The 17,794-nt window shown below is 60.3% G+C and carries 11 protein-coding genes; 3 read left to right on the top strand and 8 right to left on the bottom strand.

Going from position 1 to position 17,794, the window contains the following annotated elements; all coding sequences use genetic code 11:
• Positions 1-6: 6 nt before the first annotated feature.
• From putA to dnaE, 4 genes are all read right to left on the bottom strand, one after another.
• Positions 7-3,108, bottom strand: coding sequence for a bifunctional proline dehydrogenase/L-glutamate gamma-semialdehyde dehydrogenase PutA (gene putA / locus WDN46_24425; protein MEJ0096438.1), 3,102 nt, complete (start codon positions 3,106-3,108; stop codon positions 7-9).
• Positions 3,109-3,156: 48 nt separating this feature from the next.
• A complete protein-coding gene (gene rocD / locus WDN46_24430; GenBank protein ID MEJ0096439.1) occupies positions 3,157-4,389 on the bottom strand; it encodes an ornithine--oxo-acid transaminase in 1,233 nt (410 codons plus the stop codon).
• Positions 4,390-4,605: 216 nt separating this feature from the next.
• On the bottom strand, positions 4,606-5,610 hold the full coding sequence (locus WDN46_24435; protein ID MEJ0096440.1) for a hypothetical protein: 1,005 nt from the start codon (positions 5,608-5,610) through the stop codon (positions 4,606-4,608).
• Positions 5,611-5,755: 145 nt separating this feature from the next.
• Complete coding sequence (dnaE, locus tag WDN46_24440; protein ID MEJ0096441.1) at positions 5,756-9,199, bottom strand: DNA polymerase III subunit alpha; 3,444 nt, start codon at positions 9,197-9,199, stop codon at positions 5,756-5,758.
• 433 nt (positions 9,200-9,632) lie between these two features.
• Here dnaE and WDN46_24445 point away from each other — a divergent pair, with 433 nt between their 5' ends.
• Complete coding sequence (locus tag WDN46_24445) at positions 9,633-10,556, top strand: transcriptional regulator (GenBank protein ID MEJ0096442.1); 924 nt, start codon at positions 9,633-9,635, stop codon at positions 10,554-10,556.
• Between the two features lie 495 nt (positions 10,557-11,051).
• On the opposite strand, the gene WDN46_24450 is transcribed toward WDN46_24445, so the two are convergent.
• The 4 genes from WDN46_24450 to WDN46_24465 are packed head-to-tail and all read right to left on the bottom strand — an operon-like array spanning position 11,052 to position 15,239.
• A complete protein-coding gene (locus tag WDN46_24450; protein MEJ0096443.1) occupies positions 11,052-11,825 on the bottom strand; it encodes an amino acid ABC transporter ATP-binding protein in 774 nt (257 codons plus the stop codon).
• 3 nt (positions 11,826-11,828) lie between these two features.
• Positions 11,829-12,983, bottom strand: a complete 1,155-nt coding sequence (locus WDN46_24455; GenBank protein ID MEJ0096444.1) for an amino acid ABC transporter permease — start codon at positions 12,981-12,983, stop codon at positions 11,829-11,831.
• Between the two features lies 1 nt (position 12,984).
• Positions 12,985-14,208: an ABC transporter permease subunit gene (locus WDN46_24460; protein ID MEJ0096445.1), complete on the bottom strand. Its 1,224-nt coding sequence runs from the start codon at positions 14,206-14,208 to the stop codon at positions 12,985-12,987.
• Positions 14,209-14,222: 14 nt separating this feature from the next.
• Positions 14,223-15,239, bottom strand: a complete 1,017-nt coding sequence (locus WDN46_24465; GenBank protein MEJ0096446.1) for an amino acid ABC transporter substrate-binding protein — start codon at positions 15,237-15,239, stop codon at positions 14,223-14,225.
• A gap of 204 nt (positions 15,240-15,443) precedes the next feature.
• Between WDN46_24465 and metC the strand changes: the two genes are divergently transcribed.
• Together metC and WDN46_24475 are read left to right on the top strand one after the other, a co-directional pair.
• Positions 15,444-16,631: a cystathionine beta-lyase gene (metC, locus tag WDN46_24470; protein ID MEJ0096447.1), complete on the top strand. Its 1,188-nt coding sequence runs from the start codon at positions 15,444-15,446 to the stop codon at positions 16,629-16,631.
• Positions 16,632-16,768: 137 nt separating this feature from the next.
• The gene (locus tag WDN46_24475) at positions 16,769-17,650 is read left to right on the top strand and encodes a hypothetical protein (GenBank protein MEJ0096448.1); all 882 of its coding nucleotides are present in this window, start codon (positions 16,769-16,771) and stop codon (positions 17,648-17,650) included.
• Positions 17,651-17,794: the final 144 nt, after the last annotated feature.

A 17,794-nucleotide genomic window follows, 5' to 3' on the forward strand; every position in this document is an offset into this window, starting at 1 on the left:
CGTCGTTCACTGGGTGGCGTTGATGAGGCTCGCATTGCCGCCGACAGCGGCAGTGTTGATCGTAACCGTCTGCTCGACGCAGAAGCGCTCGAGGTAGCGCGGGCCGCCAGCTTTCGGTCCGGTGCCTGACAAATTGAAGCCGCCAAAAGGTTGCGTGCCGACGACGGCGCCGATCATATTGCGATTAACATAGCAATTGCCCGCCAATCGACGATCGATAATGTGCGCGATGGTCGCGTCGATGCGCGAATGCACGCCCAGGGTCAGCCCAAAACCATTGGCTTCAATTGCCTCAAGCAACCCGTCAAGTTCGTCCGCCTTATAGCGAACGACGTGCAAAATCGGCCCGAAAATCTCGGCCTTCAGATCCTGCGCGGCGGCAAGTTCAAACATATGCGGCGCGACGTAAAAGCCGTCCTTCGGCGCAGTAGATGGCGCCTCGCCCGCGAAACGCTCAATGGCCGAGCGTCGCATCGCCTCGATATGAGTCAAGAGATCGGCCTTGGCCGCAGCGTCGATCACCGGCCCGACCTGGACGTCTAGGTCGCGTGGATCGCCGATGCGAAGTTCGCGCGCGGCGCCAGCAATCATTGCGATCATCCTGTCGGCGACATCCTCCTGGATGCACAGAAGGCGCAGCGCCGAGCAGCGTTGTCCAGTCGATCGAAAGGCGGAGGCTACGACATCATCCGCTACCTGCTCGGGCAGGGCCGTCGCATCGACGATCATCGTATTGACGCCGCCGGTCTCCGCGATCAAGGCCGCGATCGGTCCCTCTTTCCCAGCAAGGCTGCGATTGATCTTTGCGGCTGCGCCCATCGATCCGGTGAAGGCGACCCCTGCAACGCCGGGCATGGCGACTAGCGCCGCGCCAATATCGCCATCGCCCTGCACCAGCTGCAAGGCCGATCTCGGCGCGCCGCAGCGATGCAGCAAGGCCACGACATCGGCCGCGATCAGCGGCGTCTGTTCGGCCGGTTTGGCGATAACGCTATTGCCAGCGACCAGCGCAGCGGCGATTTGCCCGAGGAAGATCGACAGAGGAAAGTTCCACGGGCTGATGCAAACGAACACGCCGCGGCCGCGACAATAGAGTTTGTTATCCTCGCCAGTCGGTCCCGGCATGATTTCGGAAGAGCCGAAGCGATCCCGCGCGCATGCCGCGTAATAGCGACAGAAATCGATCGCCTCGCGCCATTCGGCGATGGCGTCATCGAGGGTCTTGCCCGCCTCGACCTGAAGGAGATGCAGCCAGCGCGGCGCCTCGGCCTCAAGGCGTTCGGCGGCAAGCTCCAAGCAAGCGGCGCGGCGATCGACCGGCTGGCGAGACCAGAGGCGAAAGCCGGCGCGCGCCTCGTCCATGGCCCTTTGCAAATCAGCCTGCGAAGCGTCTTGCGCGAAGCCGATCTTCGACCCGTCGATTGGCGACGCCACCATGCGCCCCGCGGGGCCTGCGACGGAGGCGATGTCCGTAGCCTCGCGCGCGGGCCCAGCTCCAGCTATTTTCGCGGTAAGCGCGGCAAGCGTCTGAGCGTCGCCAAATTCAACGCCTCTCGCAAGCTTGCGCGAAGGCATATGAATGTCCTCCGGCAAGGGCAATCCCGCGGCGCGCGCGTTTGCGGCATCGCCGATAATAGTTTGCGGGCGTTTCAAAAGCTCTGTCGCCGGCACGCGAGGATCGCCAATGCGCGCTACGAAAGAGGAATTGGCGCCATTTTCAAGCAGGCGCCGCACCAGATAGGCAAGCAGATTTTCATACGCGCCGACCGGGGCATAGACGCGGCAACGAAGTTGACGAAATTCCTTGCGCAGCGCGGCGTAAATCTCCTCGCCCATGCCATGCAGACGCTGGAACTCATAGCCCTCGACGCCGCCCGCGAGAGCGACGATGGTCGCGACAGTAAGCGCATTGTGGGTCGCAAATTGCGGATAAATGACTTCCCGCGCCGACAGCATCTGTTTGGCGCAGGCGATATAATTAAGATCGGTCATCGCCTTGCGCGTGAACACCGGATAATCGGCGAGCCCGCGCTCCTGCGCGCGCTTGATCTCGGTGTCCCAATAGGCACCTTTGACGAGGCGCAACGTCAAACGGCGGTTATGCCGTCGCGCCAGAGCGGCGACATGATCGATCACGCTGGCCGCTCGTTTCTGATAGGCCTGCACGGCGAGGCCGAAGCCGGGCCAGTTGGCGAGCCTGTCATCGGCCAAAGCAAGATCAATCACCTCTAGCGACAATTCGAGCCGGTCGGCTTCTTCCGCGTCGATGGTCAGGTTCACATCATGCCGCTTCGCGCTTTGCGCCAGCTCAATCAACTTCGGGGGCAATTCGGCCAGCACCCGCGCGCGGGATAATGGTTCGTAGCGCGGGTGCAAGGCCGAGAGCTTTATCGAAATGGCGAGCCGTTGGGAGTCGGATCTTTTTGCGCGAGGCGACCGCCCGATCATCTCGATCGCGTGAGCATAGGAAGCAAAATAACGTTCCGCATCCGCCTGTGTGCGCGCGCCTTCGCCGAGCATGTCAAAAGAATAGCTCTGCGCCTTGCCCTCTCGCGTCGAGGCGCGGCGCAAGCTTTCCTCGATCGTCTCGCCGAAGACGAAATGCTGACCCATCAGCTGCGTTGCTTGCCTCGCGGCGGCCCGCAACGCGCCCATGCCGATCCGGCGCGCCACCGCGGCGATGACGCCCTCCGCCGTCTTGCTTTTGTCGATGATGCGCGCCGTGGTCCCGAGCGCCCAGGCGGCGGCCGAGACCAGTAGAGGCTCGGAGGCGCCAGCATGGGCCGTCCACTGGCCCGCCGCGAGCTTGTCCTCGATCAACCGATCGGCGGTGAAGGAATCAGGCACGCGCAGAAGAGACTCGGCGAGCACCATCAGCGCTAGCCCCTCCTCCGACGAGAGTGAATATTCGCGAAGCAGATCCTCGAGACCGCCGATGCGAACGGATTTCTTTTCCCGCGCCGCCGCAATCAAACGTACGGCCGAGCGATCGACCTCCGCTTCGGCCTCAAGGCTCAAGGACGCATGGGTGAGAAGCTCGGCCGCGAGCGGCTCGTCGGGCGGCGCATAAGGCGCCGAAAAAGCTGGAAAGGCGAAATCGGAGGTCATGTGAGGCTCACAAGGCTTTCCTTGATTTGAGCGCGGAGGGTCGATGGCTCATAGCGCGTAACGCGCGGCGCGGACTGGGCCGACCTCCTCGAGCGCATCGCGAAAAATCTCAAGGGCTCGAAGCAGATCGGCTTCCTCGATGACAAGCGGAGGCGCCAACCGGACAACGCTCTCCTGCGTCTCCTTGGCGAGGACGCCGCGCCGCATCATGGCAAGGCAGACATCCTTTGCTTTGACGCGCTTCGCATCAAGTTCAACGCCGGCCCAGAGCCCTTTTCCGCGCACATTGACGATGGCCGGATGATCGATGCCGCGCAGCGCGCCAAGCATGGTTTCGCCAAGAGCGAAGCTGCGCGCCGCAAGGTCCTCATCTTGAAGCACGGCGATCGCTTCGCGACCAACGGCGGCGGCAAGCGGATTGCCGCCAAACGTCGAGCCATGGCTGCCGGGATCGAACATGTCCATGAGGCCGCGCCGCGCGACGAAGGCCGAAACAGGCATCAAGCCGCCGCCCAGGGCCTTTCCAACAATCAGGCCATCAGGTTTTGCATCTTCATATTCGAAGCAAAAATTCCGCCCCGCGCGGCCAAAGCCGGATTGAACCTCATCGAAAATCAGCAAAATCCCGTGCCGGTCGCAGATCCGCCGCAAGCCGGCCAGATAGTTTTCCGGCGGCACTATGACGCCTGCCTCGCCCTGGATCGGCTCGACGAGAACAGCGGCGGTTGAGGGACCGATCAGCGCCTCCAGCGCCGCCGCATCGCCGAAAGGCGCCGTCACGAAGCCGGGCGCAAATGGTCCAAAACCGCGCCGGGATGCGGGATCGCCGGAAAAGCCGACGATCGTTGTCGTGCGGCCATGAAAATTACCTGCCGCGACGATGATCTCGGCTTTGTCTTCGGGGATGGAGAGAACATCATAGCCATAACGGCGCGCGGCCTTGATCGCGGTTTCGACCGCCTCGGCGCCGGTGTTCATCACGAGACAGGCGTCTAGTCCCGCGAGGCCGGCCAGTTCCTCGCAAAAAGCCCCGAGGTTATCGGAATGAAAAGCGCGGGAGACGATATCGAGCCGCTCGAGCTGGTCCTTCAGGGCTTTGACCAGACGCGGATGCAAATGGCCGAAACTCGCCGCCGAATAAGCGCTCATCATGTCGATGTAGCGCTTGCCCTCGACGTCATAAAGATGCGCGCCCCGCCCCCGCGCCAGCACGACCGGCAGCGGCGCGTAATTGGCGGCTACGAAGCGGGCTTCGCGATCGATGGCGGTCGGCGGGGACACGAAAAACTCCTTGGCTGGACCAGATTATCGCATGTTTGGCGGCCGCGATTGACGCAGAAGCAGAGTCTTTCGGACGCAGGCGCACGACAGCACTCTCTCTAGAATGTGGGAATGTCGCAGGCATTTTCAAAGCCAAAGTTGATGTCGTCAGTCGTCGTCGCGAGCAAACCATTCCAAAAAGAGCGCCGGTCACCTGCGGGACGCACTAGAAGCTGGCTAGAATGGCAGATCGTCATCGTCAACCGCGTCCGTTTCTGACATGGCTCCAATCGGTAGCGGCAAATTGGTGACGACAAACAGGTTTAGGATGTCATCCCGGTCCATGAACATGACTTGGCTCCTCTTAGAGGCGTCCAGCTTGTTACCAAGCCAGTTTCGGGCCGCTTTGGTGATCTCGCCACCCGCGATGATGAACGCGTGATCCACGAGAACACGCTTGCCAATCTCGGGATCGAAAATTTCATGGCCCAGCATCATCGTCACTTGATTATGGATTTCGGCGACGTTCACATTCGCAGCCTTGCTGGAGCCCGCCGCATCCAACTTTCCCTTCTTCGCTTGAATTCCAAAGTAAAGGACGTGTTGGGTCGGCAATGTAAACTTCATCCATACGTCTTTGCCGTATTCCAGCGCCTTGTCTTGATGCCCGGCAGCCGTCACGCGGTGAAAGCCAAGCTGACGAAAGAGTGGCAACAACACCTCCTCGATCAACGCGTCCTCCGATGCGTCATCGAGATAGGCAATCAGTTTTTCGCGCGTTTTGAGTTCTGACGCGGAGAATGGACGGTGCGGGTTGGGCGAAGCCGTAGCGACACTGTTGGTCGCGAGGTGACGCAGATAGCATTGCTTGTCAGGTGCGTAGAATGCTTCGAAGCCCTCACGAGCGAGAGCAGCGTTTAACTGCCCCGGCGCTCGCTCTCTCGCCGCTCCTTCATTCTCCGCATCTCCCTGGTCCATTAGTGTGTTTACAACGCGCGAGAACGCTTCCGGCGGCGTATTTGCGTTGGATTTTGGTCCCGCGAGAATTTCTCGAAGGGTCTCAGCAACCCAGTAGTTTCGCGTCGAGCCATCATGCTCAAAATCGGTGTCACAATCTTGAAAAAACTCAGTTAGATAGCTGCTGCTTCGGTAGCGGAAGAACGTCTCCTCACTCTTGTCACCCTTGGCATTGCCGCAGATCATGTCCGCGATCTGCATGAGAGTGCGCTTTTTGAATTCCATAGTGCTATCCGTCCCTATTCCACAATAGTATCCGGGCAAGCCGGCTTAGGCCGCACGTCGCCCGCTACCCTACGCCGATGTCTGCGTTCCGAGAGACCGGTAGCGCTTTTATGTCCGCTTGCTATGCAGCCGGATGATCCTCCCCTCACACATGCTCGACGGCGTCAATTCCCGGAATCGCCTTTAGCGCGGCGACGACTTGCGCCGACACGGAGTATTTGCCGGGCAGCTTCATCTCGACTTCGCCGCTGGCCGTTTGAAGAATCAACGCGACTTCGCCGTCGCCGCGGGGGTTCAGACTTTGCGCGATCCGGCTGAGCGGATTGTCGTCGCGCAAGGAGATCCGCAGGCCTTTCTGCACCCGACTCGCAGCTACGTCCAACGGCTCCGCCGTGACGATGCGGGCGCGGACGTCCTCGCCCTCGACGCTGGCTTGCAGACCGAGCAGCAGCGAAGCGCCTTTCTCCAACACATCGCGATATTGATTGAGGCCTTCCTGGAACAGAATCGCCTCATACTGACCGGATTGATCCGACAGTTGCACGATTCCCATTTTTGAGCCTGACTTGGTGCGGCGTTCGTGCCTGTCGAGCACGGTGGCGGCGACGCGTCCGCCGGAGGCGCCTTGCTTCACGGCGCGGGCGAAGTCCGTCCAGCGCTGCACCCGCAGGCGGGCCAGCACCGCGGCATAGGCGTCGAGCGGATGGCCAGAGAGGAAAAATCCGACGGAGTCGAACTCACGCTGCAAACGTTCGGCAAGGGTCCAGGGCTGAACCCTTGGCAGCGGCAACTGGTCTTGCGTTCCGCCGTCAAAGAGCGCGGCTTGGCCGGCGCGGCGCTCGTCGTCGCGGCGATGCGCGAAGGCGAGGATCGACTCGATTGCGCCAAAAACGCGGGCGCGGTCGGGTTGAAGATCATCGAACGCCCCGGCGGAGACCAAGCTCTCCAGCATGCGCTTGTTGACGCCGCGCGGATCGACCCTGGCGGCGAGATCGGCGAGATCGCTGAAGGCCTCGTCGCCGCGCGCAGCGACCAGCGCTTCGGCATGACCTTCGCCGACGCCCTTGATGGCCCCGAGCGCGTAGCGAATGCAGAGTTCGCCGCCGGCGTCGGTATGAACCTCGAAATCGACGCCGGAGCGCTGGACCGATGGCGGCTCGACCTTACCCTTCAGGCGTCGAACCTCGTTTGAGAATTCGGCGAGCTTATCGGTGTTGGATTTTTCCAGCGTCATCGAAGCGGCGAGAAACTCCAGCTGGTAATTGGCTTTGAACCAGGCGGTCTGGTAGGCGATCAGGGCATAGGCTGCGGCGTGGCTCTTATTGAAGCCATAGTCGGCGAATTTGGCGAGAAGGTCGAAAATCTCGTCCGCCTTGGCTTTCGTCAGCCCATTATCCACCGCGCCGGAAACGAAACGATCGCGCTGCGCATCCATCTCCGACTTGATCTTCTTGCCCATCGCGCGACGCAGCAAATCGGCCTCGCCGAGCGAAAAGCCGGATAAGACCTGCGCGATCTGCATCACCTGCTCCTGATAGATGATGACGCCAAACGTCTCCTTCAGGATCGGCTCGATCTTTGGATGGATGTAATCGGCTTCTTCCTCGCCGAGCTTCACCGCGCAATAGGTCGGAATATTCGCCATCGGGCCTGGCCGGTAGAGAGCGACGAGTGCGATGATGTCCTCGAAGCGGTCCGCACGCATTTCGACGAGCGCCTTGCGCATTCCAGCGCTTTCCAACTGGAACACGCCGACCGTCTCGCCCCGCCCGAGCATGTCGTAGGTTTTTTTGTCATCGAGCGATATCTTGTCGAGATCGACATGAACGCCGCGCCGGCTGAGCAGTTTTACGCAGGTCGATAGCGTCGTCAGCGTTTTAAGGCCAAGAAAATCGAATTTGACGAGCCCAGCCGGCTCAACCCACTTCATATTGAACTGGGTCGCTGGCATATCGGATTTCGGATCGCGATAAAGCGGCACAAGCTCTTCGAGAGGCCGGTCGCTAATGACGATGCCCGCCGCATGGGTCGAAGCGTTGGAGTAGAGTCCCTCGAGAGTCTGCGCGATTTGCAGCATCTTGGCGACGCGCGGCTCCGCCTCAGCCGCCTCTTTCAGTCGCGGCTCGGCGTCGATCGCCTGTTTGAGATTGACCGGAGCGGCCGGATTCTGCGGCACGAGCTTGGCCAGTCGATCGACCTGACCAAGCGGCATTTCGAGCACGCGGCCAACGTTGCGCATAACGCCGCGCGCCAGAAAAGATCCAAAGGTAATGATCTGCGCGACTTTATCCGCGCCATAGCGGCGGCGGACATAGGCAATCACCTCGTCGCGCCGATCCTGACAGAAATCAATGTCGAAATCCGGCATCGACACGCGTTCCGGATTGAGGAAGCGCTCAAACAAGAGGCCGAAGCGGATCGGATCGAGATCGGTGATGGTCAGCGCATAGGCGACCAGGGATCCGGCTCCCGAACCGCGCCCCGGACCTACCGGAATGTCCTGCGACTTGGCATATTTGATGAAATCCGCGACGATTAGGAAGTAACCGGGAAACTTCATATTGACGATAACGTCGAGCTCGAACGCGAGCCGCCTGCGATAATCGTCGACAGCATAGCCGGCCGCGGTCCCATGCGAGGCGATGCGCGCTTCGAGCCCGGCCTCCGCCTCTCGCCGCAAGGCTTCCGCCTCGCCCTCAAGCGCGCCGCTGGCCGAGAAGCTTGGCAGCATTGGCTTGCGCGTCAGCGGCCGGTAGGCGCAGCGCCGCGCGACTTCGACCGTGTTGCACGTCGCCTCAGGCAGATCGGCGAAGAGCGCGAGCATTTCAGCGCGAGTCTTGAACCGATGTTCGGGAGAGAGCTGACGGCGGGCGCCATCGCCGATCACCGCGCCTTCAGCGATGCAGATCAAGGCGTCATGAGCCTCATAATCGGACGCGGCGGCGAAATAGGCCTCATTCGTCGCGACCAGCGGCAAAGAGCGGCGATAGGCAAGGTCAAGCAGACGCGGCTCGACCTCGCGTTCGGTGGGAAGGCCGTGACGTTGAAGCTCAACATAGAGCCGGTTCGGGAATAGCCGCTCCAGCGCCACCGCGCGGCTCAGCGCAAGTTCCGGCCGGGCGAAGCTGAAGGCGAAATCGAGCGGACCGCTCGGCCCTCCGCTCAGCGCAATCAGCCCTTCCGTCCGGCCTTCAAGCCGCGCGAGCAAAACATGCGGCGGCTCGCCCGGCTGCGGATCGAGCCAGGCGCGCGAGGCGATATGCATCAGGTTCAGATAGCCGGCGTTATCCTTTGCGAGCAGAACGATTGACGCGCGCCCGGCGCCGGTTTCCTCCCCGCGCGGGGCCATCAGCGCGCCGTCGCCATAATCGAGCGTTATCTGCAGGCCGGCAATCGGCTGCACGCCCTCCTTGGCCAGCTTTTCGGAAAACTCCAGAGCGCCGAAGAGATTATTGGTGTCGGTGATCGCCAGAGCCGGCATCTTATCGGCGACAGCGAACTTGGCCAGCTTGGCGATGCCCATCGCCCCCTCGCGCAGCGAATAGGAGCTGTGAACATGGAGGTGGACGAAGCCGACGTCGGTCAAAATGGGGCTTTGCGGCAAGAGACTGTCACTAAAGGGCGGCGTCGCGCCGGAAATTCGGCTTCAGTCTAGCAGCATCCGACGGGATTAAAACCGCCGCTTCCGCTGTCTCCACACGATCTTCGTGAGAGAGCGGCCCGGACGTTTGCTTAATGGGCCGGCAAAGTTTTACGCGATAAAAGCGCCAGCCTAAATTCACGGCCGTTGATCCAGCTAAATCACATGAATTGATACGTATGAAGATAGTCATTTTTCGTCATTTATTAGGGCGATCGTCAGTCAGTTTATTGGCTCCATTAGCAATCATGCAAACCCAGCCCTTTAGTTTGAATATAAGAATTTTTGAATTACAATTCCGAACGAATTTAGCCTGCGATTCACCCATGTGCGTCATCGCGCGGAGGGCGAACTTTTTATATGTTATTCCAAAATTATTTTAATGACCTATGGAGCACCGCAGCAAATGGGCAGCCTCGTCAGCGATCCCTTAGCATCGGCCACAACGGCAGCCAGACCCTTGCTGGCGATCGATCGGGATAAATTTCGCCAAAACTTCAACAAGCGACATTTTTTGCTGGAGCATCGATTGACCGGCAACGCTCTGTTCGCCCTGCCGCGACTGATCGATCTCGCCCGCGACACCGCGCTGACCCGGCCTAGCGACCTATACTATGATGCGGGCGTCACTGACGTTAATGAAAAATGGGGACAAAGCCCCGCCGCTTTCCCGGTCGACGAAACGATCAAGCGAATCGATACGGCCGGCGCCTGGATCGCGCTCAAAGGCGCGGAAAAGGATCCCGCCTACGCGAAGCTGCTCGATGTCTGCATGTCGGATATATTGGAGGTCTCGGGTCGCGATCTCGAGCGCAACATGCGCCGCAAGGAAGTCATCGTCTTCATAACTTCCCCCAACCGGCTGACGACTTATCATATCGACAGCGAATGCAACTTCCTTCTCCAAGTCGAGGGGACAAAGCAAATCAGCATCTTTCGCCAGGACGATCGCGAAGTGCTCCCAGAAGAAGAGCTCGAAATATTCTGGACGCGCAACCGAAACGCGCCGCAGTACAAGCCGCATCTGCAGCATCACGCCGACGAAATCACTTTCGGGCCGGGGATGGGCGTGCATATCCCAATCAACGCGCCGCACTGGGTTCGGAACGGAAACAATATCTCCGTGGCGGTGAGCATAAATTATCACAGCTGGGCCAGCGAGAGAGCCAATATCTACCGGATGAATTATTTCTTGCGGAAGCTTGGCGTAAAGCCAACGCCGCCGTTTCAGTCTCCGACGCAGGATTTCATCAAGCGGAGAGCCGGCGCGATGGCCATGACTTTGCGGGGTAAACCGTATTCATAACACACCGCTCATTGATCTGGGCCTAGCAACCACGAGCGCGCAGCCATAACGGCCCACGCTTGCCCCGCGGCGGCGCCCTGTTTTTGCATCCATAATTGACCATCAATATCTGGGCCGGGGACGACCGTAAGGAGGGGCCGGCGGGGGCGCAGCAGAAACCCAGCCGCAGCCGTAGTAAGGGTCACAGGCCAAGTATTGGGTAGGGCGCTTATCCGTCCAGGCCTCCTGTTGGAGTTCATCAATCGACCTGTATATGTGGTCGAGAGCGTTCGTCGGCACCGCCGCTTGAGCAAAGGCGGAGCCAGACCCCGCGCCGGCAAAGCTAATGGCTGCGGCGAGAATCAAACCTTTTCGCGTGTCCATTTTTTTCTCCAAGGCCTGGGTTCCGCCCTGTCAAAGTCCGAACCGCCTCAACCACCGCATTAGCGCAAAAGCGAAGACCGGAGCAGGACTACCCCTGTCATAACGTCCGGCTGAGCGAAGCCGTTCCATCCGCTATTTCAGGATTTGGCCGAGGAACAGCTTGGTCCGCTCATGTTGAGGGCGGGAAAAGAACGCCTCCGGACTATTGATCTCGACTATCGCCCCAGCGTCCATGAAGATCACTCGATCGGCGACTTGACGGGCGAAACCCATCTCATGGGTGACGCAGAGCATAGTCATGCCTTCGCGCGCGAGCTGGACCATGGTTTCCAGCACTTCCTTGACCAATTCCGGATCGAGCGCCGACGTCGGCTCATCGAACAGCATGATTTTAGGGTTCATGCATAGCGCCCTGGCGATCGCGACGCGCTGTTGCTGGCCGCCCGATAATTGGCCGGGATATTTGTCCGCCTGCTCCCGAATTTGCACCTTGCTGAGATATTGCAAGGCGACCGCCTCAGCTTCCGCTCGCGGCATTTTAAGCACGTGAATCGGGGCCAAAGTGCAATTTTCAAGAATTGTGAGGTGCGGAAACAGATTGAAGTGCTGAAAAACCATGCCGACCTCGCGGCGCACTTCATCGATCATGCGCAAATCGCTGGTCAGTTCGGCTCCCTCGACGAAGATGTGGCCGCTCTGGTGCGCCTCAAGCCGATTGATGCAGCGGATCAGCGTCGATTTGCCGGAGCCTGAGGGGCCGCAAATGACGATTCGCTCGCCCCGCTCAACGACAAGGTCGATGTCGCGCAGAACATGGAAAGCGCCAAACCATTTATTGACGCCGACCATCTCGATCGCGACGTCGTTCCCGTTGGGCGTCAAGTCGGAAATGCCCCGCTCGCTCATGCTCTAATGACCTCGTCCGCGGGACAACCGGCGCTCCACAAAAAGCGAATAGCGCGACATGCCGAAGCAGAACGCAAAATAAAACACCCCCGCAAAGACATAGCCCGTGGTCGAGATCGTGGGACCCGCCCACACAGGGTCGAGCCGCGCAGTATCGACAGTTCGCAGAAAATCGAAAATCCCGACGACGGCGACCAATGTCGTATCCTTAAACAGACCTATAAACGTATTGACGATGCCGGGAATGACGTGTCGTAAAGCCTGCGGCAAGATCACGAGGCGCAGCGCCGGCCAAGCGCGTAACCCCAGCGCCTGCGCGCCCTCGAACTGTCCCTTAGGCATTGCCTGCAAACCGCCGCGGACCACCTCGGCCATATAGGCCGACGCGAACAGGGCGACGCCGATCAGCGGGCGAACCAGGCGGTCCGGCGCAAGATTTTCAGGCACGAACAGCGGCAGCATCGTATTGGCCGTGAACAGAACGGTGATCATCGGCACGCCGCGCACGATTTCGATAAAACCGGTACAGACAACGCTTAGCGCCGGCAAACTCGACCGGCGCCCAAGGGCGAGAAGAATCCCCAGCGGCAGCGAGACGACGATGCCGACGATCGCCACCAGCAGACTGACGAAAATGCCGCCCCATAGATCGGAGTCGATGCGCGGCAAGCCAAGCCAGGGCGCGCCATGGAGCAGAATGAAGGATAGGATTGGATAAACGAGAAAGAACAGGATGCCCGCGAGTTGGCGCCTCGGCGCGTTCAGCCAAAGCAGCCACACGATCAGCGCCGCGCCAAGGACAAGCGTGAGATCGACCCGCCAGCGTTCGGCCAGCGGATAAGACCCATAAGTGAAATAAGGCAACTTGCGCGCGATGAAAGCCCAGCACGCTCCGGCTCCCGGCGCGCGGCAAAGCTCCCCATCCGGCGCCGACCAGACCGCATCGAAGATCAGAAAACGCAGAATAGACGGCAGAATGAGACCGATCAGCGCCAGAGCGGCGAGGGTCAAGAGGCTCGCGCGCCAACCGTCGAATAGATTCTCCCTGACGAGCGCGACGATGTTTCGCTGAGAGACCGGCGGGGGCCGCGACGCGGCGCGCTCTCGGCGAACGTAAGCCGCAGTCTGGCTAAGCCCCGGACCTGCATTGGCCGGCATGTCAGCGCTCCACCAGCGTGAAACGACGATTGTAGAGGTTCATCGCCAAAGAGGTGAGCAGCGAGATCGTCAGATAGACCGCCATCGTAATGAAGATCACTTGCACCGCGGCGCCGGTCTGGTTCAGCACCGTCCCGGCGAAAACTTGCACGAGATCCGGATAGCCGATGAAAACAGCGAGCGATGAGTTCTTGACCAGGTTCAAATACTGGCTGGTCAGCAATGGAATGATGATGCGCATGGCTTGCGGCGTGACGACGAGACCGCTCGCTTGAGAAGGCGAAAGGCCAAGCGCCGCCGCCGCCTCCCGTTGTCCACGCGGCACCGCCTCAATCCCCGCGCGCACGATCTCGGCGATGAAAGCCCCCGTATAGAGGCTAAGCCCCAGAACCAAGGCGACGAATTCAGGAAGCAGTCGCGCTCCGCCGCTGAAGTTGAACCCTTTCAACTGCGGGAAGATGAAACTGATCGACTGCGCCCCGATGAAGAAAACGGCGATGGGAAAACCCGCGATCAACGCCGCAACGAGGCCGCCCCCGAATGTGTCGAACCCCCTTCCGAGGATTTTCGAGCGCAGGAAAATCACTTTCAGAGCAATCGCCGCGATGACGCCCAAAACCAGCGCTGCGCCAAGCCATGGCGCGGCGGGGCCAAGCACTGGCTGCGGCGTGAACAGACCCCGATTGTTGAGAAAAATGTCGAAAGGCAGCGCGAAAGACTCGCGCGGCCCCGGCAATGCTTTCAGTATGGCGTTGTACCAGACGAGGAGCTGCAGCAGCAGCGGCACATTGCGCAAGGCTTCGACGTAAACCATTGCGCATTTGGCGATGATCCAGTTTTTCGAAAGCCGCGCCACGCCGACGCTGAATCCGATGATCGTCGCAAGAACGACGCCGAGCGCGGCGACAAGACACGTATTCAAGAGCCCGACAACAAAGGCGCGTCCGTAGGTCGAGGCAGCACTGTAGGAAATCAAGCTCTGGTTGATGTCGAATCCGGCGGCATTGTCCAGAAAGCCGAAGTCCATCGGAATGCCGCGCGCCTGCATATTGGCCCGCACATTGACGATCGCCTCAAACAGGAGAAATCCGAGCGCGAGCACAAATATGGCTTGGTAAAGCGCGCCCCGAGCCGCGGAGTCATACCAGAACGAAAGCCCGGCGCTTCGCGGCGGAGGGCGCGCTCCGCCGCCGGCGGGCGACAAAGGGGCCGACCCTATGTGCAATGCGCTCTCACAGCTTAGCGGATCGGCGGCGCATATTGCAGTCCGCCTTTGGTCCAGAGCGCATTGATGCCGCGCTTGATCTTGAGATTGGAGCCTTCGCCGACATTGCGATCGAACACTTCGCCATAATTGCCGACGAGCTTGATGATGCGATAGGCCCAATCCACGTCGAGCCCCAGCCCTTCGCCGAAATTGCCTTCAAAGCCGAGCAGCCGTTTGATCTCGGGGCGATCGGACTTCGCCTTTTCATCGACATTCTTGGAGGCGACGCCCAGCTCCTCCGCATTGACCATCGCGAAATTCACCCATTTGACCAAATTGAACCATTGATCGTCGCCCTGCCGCACGGCAGGACCTAATGGCTCTTTGGAGATGATTTCTGGCAGGACGATGCTGTCCTCGGGATTAGCGAGCTTTTGACGCTCGACGTAGAGGCCGGAGGCGTCCGTCGTGTAGGCGTCGCAGCGGCCGCCGTCATAGGCTTTCACCGCTTCGTCCGCGCTGGCGAAATTGACCGGCTCATACTTCATATTGTTGCCGCGAAAGAAATCGGCGAGGTTCAATTCCGTCGTAGTGCCTTGCTGGACGCAAATCGAAGCGCCGGACAGCTCCAGCGCCGAGGATAGGTTCAGCTTCTTGCGCACCAAAAAACCCTGTCCATCGTAATAAGTGACGCCGATGAACAGAAAGCCCTGACCGGTCTCGCGCGATATCGTCCATGTCGTATTGCGGGCCAAGACATCGACTTCGCCCGATTGCAAGGCGGTGAACCGATCCTTGGCGCTGAGCGGAATAAATTTGACTTTGGTCGCGTCATTAAAGATGGCGGCGGCGACCGCGCGGCAGAAATCGACGTCGAAACCCGTCCAATTGCCTTTGTCGTCGGGCAACCCGAAGCCGGCGACGCCAGGACTTGAGCCGCACATCAAATAGCCGCGCTTCTTCACCTGATCGAGCGTACCGGCATCCGCGGCCGTCTGACCGAGAACCAGGATGGCGGCGAGCGCCAAAAGCTTTATCAAGACATTCATCTTGAGCATGGGGACGATTTCCGGAAAGGATCCTGCGCGAGGATGCGTGACTCTTGAGCCCAGTAGAGGCCTTTGCCGAATCCGGTCAAGAGGCGCCGCCTGCCCCGTCCGATAGCGGAAAAATGCTTTAGGCTCGCGCAGGCTTGACGTCAGGGGCATCGAAACCGCAGTTTGCGGCGCACACAAGGCAAACGGGACGAATCCATGACCGAGATGACGCCGGAAAACCGCAAAAGCCTGAAGATGCGCACCAGGCTGATTTATGCCGGCCGGCACCCGTCGCAACAGCATGGATTCGTCAATACGCCGATCTACCGCGGCTCGACGGTGCTTTTTCCGACGGTCCATGATCTCTTGACCCGCAACGCACAGTTTACCTATGGAACACAGGGCTCGCCGACGACGAAGGCGCTGACCGACGCATGGAGCGAGTTGTCCGGCGCGGCGGGAACTGTTTTGGCCCCGACGGGCCTTGCGGCGATTTCCCTCGCCCTGCTCACGGCGGTCAAGGCCAGCGATCACATCCTCGTCATCGACTCCGTCTACCGCCCATCTCGCATTTTCTGCGATACGATTTTGGCGCGAATGGGCGTCGAGACGACCTATTTTGATCCCTTGATGGGGGCCGAAATCGAACGTTTGATCCGGCCGAACACCAGCGTCATCCTGCTCGAGACGCCGGGCTCGCAAAGCTTTGAGCTGCCCGATGTCCCAGCCATCGCCGAAGTCGCGCGCGTCAAAGGCATCTGCACAATTCTCGACAATACCTGGGCGACGCCGCTTTTCTTTCCGCCCCATGCGCGCGGCGCCGATATGGCGATTGAAGCCGGGACAAAATATCTCTCCGGCCACTCCGATCTGCTGCTTGGCCTTGTCTCCGCCAATGCGCAATGGTTTCCGCGCCTCAGCGCTACCTTCGATGCTTTCTCCATGTGCCCCGGCCCGGAAGACGTTTTTTTGGCGCTGCGAGGTTTGCGCACGCTCGATCTCAGATTGCGCGAGGCGGAGCGCCAGGGGCTCGATGTCGCGCAATGGCTCGCCGGACGCGCCGAGGTCGCTGCGGTGTTGCATCCGGCCCTGCCGTCCTGTCCCGGACATGCTTTATGGAAGCGGGATTTTTTTGGATCTTCGGGTCTTTTCTCGGTCCTGCTCGGGCCGTGTTCGCCAGCAGCGCTCGCCGCCATGCTCGACGGCCTCGAGTTGTTCGGAATGGGCTATTCCTGGGGCGGATACGAGAGTCTCGTCATTCCGTTCGATTGCCGCAGCTATCGCAGCGCGACGGCTTGGAATCCGCCGGGGGCCGCCCTGCGCTTCTCCATCGGCCTTGAAGATCCAGAGGATCTAAAGGCCGATCTCGACCGCGGGTTTGAGCGGTTGCGCAAAACCGCCTGACGCAGGCGAAGCCGCAGCCGTTGCGGGTCGTCTCGCTCGCCCAAGTTGCGGCGACTTGCCCGATCCCGCCATCGTAGGCAAACTCCGCACCAAACTACCGGCATCGCCAGTGCGGGTCGGCGATCTATCTATTTGTTTTGGCGCATGATCTTATCACCAACGTCCGCAGCATTTTTAACGATGCGCTCCAATGGGGGACATCCGCCCGCATGAACACGCTACGGCTTGCTCTGCTCAGTCTCGCCACATTGGTTGCGCTTTTCCTCGGCTGGAACATTTTGCGCGGAGCGAACCGGCCGCCCGAGACAACATCCGCGGAGAGTCGCGAGAAGCGCGCTTCGCCGCAGCAAATCGCGGCGGCGCGACACTCAATCGAGGACAGAATTGCGGCGGCCCCGGAATATGCCGAGTTTTTTGCCCGTCTAAAGGGCGCATTCCCAGGCGAATACGAAGCCTTCTTGATGCGAGCCGCCGGACGCTCCGCCGCCGCCGGCGAATTTGGAAGCGCCGACGCCCTGATGATCGAGGCTGCGCGGGCGTTGCGCCTGTCGCGCGGAGTTCTAGCGGCCAAAGCCGACGGACCTGCCCTCGACCATTTCTTCGGCCTCGAGCTGGCCATGCTGCAAGCCCTCGCCAGCAAAGATCAACGGCTTTGCGTCGATTTCCTTTACGGCGGCGCCAACGGGGATTTTCTGAGGTTTTCCAGCGAACACCGCGATCTGTCCGCCGCCATGGTGACTGCGGGCCTCGACGCCATCCACGACGGACAGAGCAAAAAGGTCGAGAGGGACGCGCCAAGCGCGGCGGACTTCCAGGTCCTGGACGACGCCCTGCGCGAAAAAGGCCTCGGCTCCCCGGAGATCGAGGCGCTTCTCGACGGCAAGGCCCCCGCCCCGCCGATTGAGGATGGCCGCATGTGCCGCGCGGGCGAGGTCTATCTTGAGACTCTCGCCACCATGCCCGAGGCGGCGCGCCTGCGAATTTACGGACTCGCGCTGGAACTCATGGCGCGATCTTAATGCAACAGTCTGTAATTAATTTTGCTTTAACCATATCGGATGACCTCTTTCCTGCCTTGTCGCCAAGCTTCGCCGCATTCGCGCCGCATCACCCGGATCGGATGGCAAGCTTGACCGCTCTCTCCGAGAACGGGTCGACCAAGG

This window comes from Methylocella sp. (genome assembly GCA_037200525.1).
Classification (GTDB): Bacteria; Pseudomonadota; Alphaproteobacteria; order Rhizobiales; family Beijerinckiaceae; genus Methylocapsa.